The organism is Lyngbya sp. CCY1209, assembly GCF_055795065.1.
Genome location: NZ_JAYFER010000185.1, coordinates 1 through 5,520, shown reverse-complemented (window position 1 = coordinate 5,520; position 5,520 = coordinate 1). Strand labels below are relative to the sequence as shown.

8 protein-coding genes are annotated in these 5,520 nt (G+C 45.4%); 3 read left to right on the top strand and 5 right to left on the bottom strand.

Features of this window, described 5'->3' with window-relative positions:
* Positions 1 to 308: 308 nt before the first annotated feature.
* Positions 309 to 1,646, bottom strand: coding sequence for an NB-ARC domain-containing protein (locus AC0QHF_RS02980; RefSeq protein ID WP_324702697.1), 1,338 nt, complete (start codon positions 1,644 to 1,646; stop codon positions 309 to 311).
* Positions 1,647 to 1,925: 279 nt separating this feature from the next.
* Between AC0QHF_RS02980 and AC0QHF_RS02975 the strand changes: the two genes are divergently transcribed.
* Together AC0QHF_RS02975 and AC0QHF_RS02970 are read left to right on the top strand one after the other, a co-directional pair.
* The gene (locus AC0QHF_RS02975) at positions 1,926 to 2,870 is read left to right on the top strand and encodes a hypothetical protein (RefSeq protein ID WP_324702696.1); all 945 of its coding nucleotides are present in this window, start codon (positions 1,926 to 1,928) and stop codon (positions 2,868 to 2,870) included.
* Between the two features lie 148 nt (positions 2,871 to 3,018).
* On the top strand, positions 3,019 to 3,312 hold the full coding sequence (locus AC0QHF_RS02970; protein ID WP_324702695.1) for a hypothetical protein: 294 nt from the start codon (positions 3,019 to 3,021) through the stop codon (positions 3,310 to 3,312).
* 159 nt (positions 3,313 to 3,471) lie between these two features.
* Here AC0QHF_RS02970 and AC0QHF_RS02965 read toward each other — a convergent pair whose 3' ends face one another.
* The 4 genes from AC0QHF_RS02965 to AC0QHF_RS02950 form a co-directional block, all read right to left on the bottom strand.
* Complete coding sequence (locus AC0QHF_RS02965; protein ID WP_324702694.1) at positions 3,472 to 3,783, bottom strand: restriction endonuclease subunit S domain-containing protein; 312 nt, start codon at positions 3,781 to 3,783, stop codon at positions 3,472 to 3,474.
* A 150-nt stretch (positions 3,784 to 3,933) separates the two neighbouring features.
* Positions 3,934 to 4,137 (bottom strand): type II toxin-antitoxin system HicB family antitoxin, encoded by a 204-nt coding sequence (locus AC0QHF_RS02960; protein ID WP_324702693.1) that lies wholly within the window; start codon positions 4,135 to 4,137, stop codon positions 3,934 to 3,936.
* Between the two features lie 97 nt (positions 4,138 to 4,234).
* Positions 4,235 to 4,444 (bottom strand): type II toxin-antitoxin system HicB family antitoxin, encoded by a 210-nt coding sequence (locus AC0QHF_RS02955; RefSeq protein WP_324702692.1) that lies wholly within the window; start codon positions 4,442 to 4,444, stop codon positions 4,235 to 4,237.
* 148 nt (positions 4,445 to 4,592) lie between these two features.
* Complete coding sequence (locus AC0QHF_RS02950) at positions 4,593 to 4,736, bottom strand: NAD(P)-binding domain-containing protein (RefSeq protein WP_324702691.1); 144 nt, start codon at positions 4,734 to 4,736, stop codon at positions 4,593 to 4,595.
* 96 nt (positions 4,737 to 4,832) lie between these two features.
* Here AC0QHF_RS02950 and AC0QHF_RS02945 point away from each other — a divergent pair, with 96 nt between their 5' ends.
* Positions 4,833 to 5,012: a hypothetical protein gene (locus AC0QHF_RS02945; RefSeq protein WP_324702690.1), complete on the top strand. Its 180-nt coding sequence runs from the start codon at positions 4,833 to 4,835 to the stop codon at positions 5,010 to 5,012.
* The last annotated feature ends 508 nt before the right edge of the window (positions 5,013 to 5,520 follow it).

Below are 5,520 nucleotides of genomic sequence, written 5' to 3'. Positions count from 1 at the left end.
AAAATTGTCGAGGGCGACAATGAAAACCGTTGATGGGAGACAGGAGCAAGGATTTTTTCCGGTTAAAAATACCTTTTTATTCCGAAAAATCTCTCTCTTCTCCCTCCGCTCCCGGTCGCTCCCTCCGCTCCCCCTGCCATTTTTCTGGGGAGAATGAAACAGCCCTGCCCTTGTTAAGGGGGGCGGGGGGGATCTGCGATTGTCGGAAATATAACCGGATCTGATATTATTTCACATGGCTATATGAAAGTTTTCGATTCGATGGGATAGATCCGATCCCCCTAAATCTCCCTTGCAAAGGGGAACTTTCAAGATCGGTCGCTCAATGCCAAATAATTTCCCAACAAGGGATTCAGAAAAACGTGAGTTTCCGTCAAATTGACGAGCGATCGCGCTTTCAGGGATGTCAGCGTTCCCAACAGGTTTTTCCGGGCGATGGAAGATGAGACGTGCGATCGCAACTCGGAAAGCGAGAGGGGTGCTTTCTCCGCCGCCAGAAGCGCGATCGCCGTTCGTGCGGGGTCGGATAAAACGTTTAACTGTTCTTCCAGCAGTTCGCAGATCTCATCAAAAATGAGCGTATTTTGGCGAAAGAATTCGGTCAAATTACGATTAAATAACCGCAGGACGGTGGCGGCGACGATGTTGAGAATTTTGGGATTGCCGTCGTAGCAGTCCGCGAGGCGATCCCAGTCCTCCGGCGCGGCTTGGAATGTCCCCTGTACGCCCAGCATTTCTCGGATGTCCGCCACCGGCAGTCCGGGGAGGGAGAGGGAACGGATGTGGGAGTTGTTCCCGCCGAGGAAATAAATTAAGTTGGGTTCAATTCGACTGGTTAAAACCACGCAGCTTTGATGTCGCCCTTGGGCGAGATGTTGGAGGAATTTGCGATAGGCTTCCCAGTCCGGATTCTGCGGTTCCGCGTCACTTGTCTCGGAGGTGGCGGGGGATTGATACTCTTCCAAAATAGATTCGACGTTATCGAGAACCAACAGATGAGATTTGCCCTCCAAACACTTCATCACCTGTCGGATTTTCCCGTTGATGGAGTCGGGAATAAGCGAGTGGGGGGAAAGGTCGCGAATCAGGTCGTCGAGGAAGTCGCCGAAGGGAAGGGGAGGATGGGCGATCGGTTCGAGATGCCGCCACACCAGGGATTGAAAATGGGGTTGCACCTGTTCCGCCAGCTTCGCCGCCAGCCAAGTTTTTCCGATTCCTCCCATGCCGAAAAGGGTGATAAAACGGGAGCGATCGGCTAATATCCACCGTCGCAGGATTTCCAGTTCGGCCGTGCGACCGCAGAACCCCGCCACGTCCGGGGCGAGTTCCCAACTGACGGCGGTATTTTGGAGGGCGCGATCGGTTTTGGCTTGTCGGATGGGCGGTTCGTAATCCCCCGGTTCCGGGGTCAGGTCAAAGGCGGCAAAGTAGCGATCGATGGATCTGAAATCGACCTTCTTTTTCCGGGCGTGAACTTTACTGAGGGTGTGGGTCGAGAGTCCGGTCAGTTCGGCGAGGGATTCCAAAGTGCAGGATTGGGTTATGGGATTCCAAAGATCCGTTTCCGCTTGGGCGGCTCGCAGTTTCCGAAATCCCTGCTGGGTGAGGATGACACTGTTTCTGTTTCGTTGGCTATAAAGAGACATAGTAGAGAGTTACGAAGGTGGACAAACTACAACAAACAGTAGATAGACCCTTCAGGACAAATTTGAATTTTATACGTCTAACTTTACTCGATGTTTGGGGGGTGTCAAGGGGGCGATCGGCTTGAAAGCCTTGTTGGGATTGGGTTTGAGGGATTTTCGGGAAAGTTATCAGTAAAGTTTCCGGTTTAAGTTCACAAACTTCGGTGGTATTAAAGAAAAAAAAAATACATTATTGAGTCATCGTAAATCTAGAGCTTAACCGACGAATAGGAAAACATCATGAGTACCCTTTACACCATCAATGTCAAAAATTTAAGTCCCGAAAAGCAAGATTTCTATTTCTTTCAAGAGCCCGCGCAATATATCGGAGGATCGGAAGTTTATTCTAACAGTATATATAGTGCGACCTTGATGCCTTATGAGAGCAGTGGTTCGTTGTTGACTTTTCAATTTTTGCAACAGTATTATGCTGGCGTTGAAGAGCAAGCTCCCCATATAGTAGTGGGACAAAGTTCTGGATATACATCTGCAACTCAACGGATAGAATTGACAAATTCCGAATCTTCTGAATCCACAAATAATACTACTAAGATGTCGATAGAACCGGGATTAGGATTGTCAGTGCCAACTTACAGCGAGGGAGTACAACCAGGTGCTTTTCGGATTCTTACTCCTATATTTAACCCCGTTACAAACAAGTATAATGCGGGATTAGCAGTTCACAATTCCAACGGTTCAACAATTCTTTCTAATTTTATCAATGCTGCACCGAATAAGAACATCGACTGTCAGCCTATACTCATATTTTATGTACAGACTGGAAGTTTCCAAGCCGGTCAAGTAATCAATTTTACGACCTCCTCAATTGGTTCTGGAATATGTGACACAACTGCAGGAGTAACGACATTTGAGGTTGTTTACAATAGCAATGGTAGTTGGACTACTAATTCTGTCAAAAATTACCCCGGCTTGTCACAACTAATACACCGCAACTTACTAGCAGTTGAAATGGTAAATGTCAACATCAAAAATGAGGCGGGTACATCAGTTATATCTACAGGTGTTGCATCATCAAATATTGATGACCGTCCTTTGTCAGTTAATTCTTTAAGTCAGCCCGACAGAATCCATGTCAACACTGAGTATCAGATTGCCCAAAATGGCGGTACTTATCAGGGATATATATGTACGAGTAAAAATGGAAACCATGCTACATTCGCATAGTCCTGGTGCTGCCATTTAATTGTACTTATTCAGAATTTTTGATTCTTCAAAGGATCAAAAGTTTTGAAAGATGGAGAGTGAGCTTGCTCCGATTCAGGCAAACTCACTCTCCGCAAAAGATAAATAATTTAAAACCGGATTTAAAATAATGAATCAAGTTCAAAAAATTTGTTGTGTTAACAATGCTGGATTGATCATACATTTTTCAATTCGATGGCAAGATAGCTATGGTAATTGGAATAATACTAGTTGGAACAGTGGAAACTACCTCATCAATCAAACTCGAACAAGTCCAGATTTGATGGCAATCGGAGTTCCCGTTCAAGCGATTGCCATCACTCCCTATGTTCATGCAGTTTTTGGAAAAAAAAAGATGGGAATTCCATCAGTAGAGTATCAACCAAGCCGAAATACTTGGATAAATCTTTGGGTTCTATTTTGAGTTCAAAAATTTTGCTGAATGTATAGGATTGTTCCGGATTGATAACTTTCATGATAGTTTTAATCCCCGAGTATCATTCAATCAATACTCACAAGCAAAATCAGCGCGATCGCTCACCAGGCGCCTCAGTGCGACAGAAACATAAGCCTTGCTCATCCTTCACGCTTCCCTGAGTTTCAGCAAAGCCTTAGCCTTAGCCACCCGCACCAAATGCTCGACATATTCATATTGTTGCCACGATCGCGCCTCTTCCGCCGTCAACCCAATCGTCCGATTTTTTTCCAGCAAATTGGCGATCTGCTGCTGCAACGCCTCAGACGGCTTCAACGCCAAAATTTCCTCCGGGGTGGGAAGATTTGCCAAAAACTCCAAAACATCTGCCAACCCCGAAAATCCCGATTGAGCATCCGCACTCCATTCCCGCAACCCCAGTTCTAAAATTTGCGGCAACTGCTCTTGCAGCGGACTCAACCGGATCGCCAATTCGTCGGGAACTTCGACTTTGATTTACATAATTTAGCCTCCGGAGACTTGACGATATTTTATTTTAAGCCAATCGGATCGGGTTCGATAAACGGATGATTTTTGGACGATTCGCTTCATCATCATAATTGCTACGAGTCATCCCACCGATACCTCGCGCACAACCGCACCGGATTGTAATTCAATCGGATTCGGTTCGAGATAAAGCGCGATCGCCTCTTTAATATTTTCTAACGCTTCCTCTTCCGTTTCTCCCGCCGACACGCAACCGGGCAACTCCGGACACCAAACCGCCCAATCTCCAGTTTCTGAATCCGATTCGAGTACGACACGCCATTTCATGTTTATTCTCCCTTATTCATTGTCAATAAAAAAGTCGATTCAGAAGTTCATCATGGCTCATGCTAAAGTGGTTTTCGATACGAGCTTCTCGGCAACTTCACGAAGCAATCACCTCATCATGCACGATATGTAAACGGATGATTTTTGGACGATTCGCCTCATCATCATAATGGCAACGAACGGCATCTTTTACCATTTCTCGCAATTCCTCAATGCTATCAGCTTGAGTGAAGATAGATTCACCCATCGCCCTGGCGACGTAGCCCCCTTCCGGGTCATCCTCAACTAAAAAAATAATTTCTGTCATGGGATTTTCTCTTCGGCATCTTGCAAAGCTGCATTTATATTTTACAGCAATATGACATGATGAGCCCAAATTCCATCCGATCAAAGCCCCCAGAATTGGGGGTTTGGGGGTTGGGGGAAGCCCCCAGAATTGGGGGTTTGGGGGCGATTCACAGGAACTTCAACGTTGGCATCGCAATTCTGGGGCGAAGGGTGCGGTTCCACGCCTTGACATCGTAGCCAACTCGGGCTAAATTGGCAACCATGTACCCTCCCATCACCCCGAGTCCTAAGAATGCAGTTTTTATCATCATTTCAATTAATGCTGCGTTGACGACTCGAATAATTGTAGTTGGGATTCCTACATTTGACTGGATTTATATTGAAGTTGATGTTAATCGGTGCGATTAATGAAAAATAAGAATTATTTTAAATGGACGATCATTGGTATGGCTTTTGCGATTGGTTCATTATCGTCAGAACTCCCTTTTCCATCTTTAATCGGATTTGCGATCGGGCTTGGAATTGCTTTTGGTAGTGTTTTTAAAGCTTTGCATAAAATCCAGCAGAAAATTGATGATGCGGGATGATATCAAGATATCGCCATATTTTTCTTGATCGTTGTTTGTTGATTAAAGCGACCCGAGAAAATCGATCCTCCTAAGTGGGTTCAAATCCGAACCATCTTGTCGGTTGCTCTAATTATATCAGATCCAGTTATTGGATCGAAAAATCTTCCCAATCCTCTTGAGAGGATTTGAGCTATTAGCTTTGGAATTGATTCCAAAGCGGTCTGGATATCTAACCCGTTTTGTGTTCCGAGCATTCAACCGGATTTGATAGAATGTCATATCGTGAGCATTCAAATAATCGCGATCGCATCTCAATTGAATTAAGATAATACTGGGCATCAAGATTCGCATTAATAGCAATGAATATCCGTGCATTTATTATGGGCAAATTTTCGGTGCGTTCCCGACCGCCACTGACCGAATTGACTGATGATGGATCGACGGTAACGCACCCTACTGGACTGTTTCATCTTAAATGAGGCGATCCGATCTGAATCCACAGGCAAGATGCCTGTGCTACATTTTG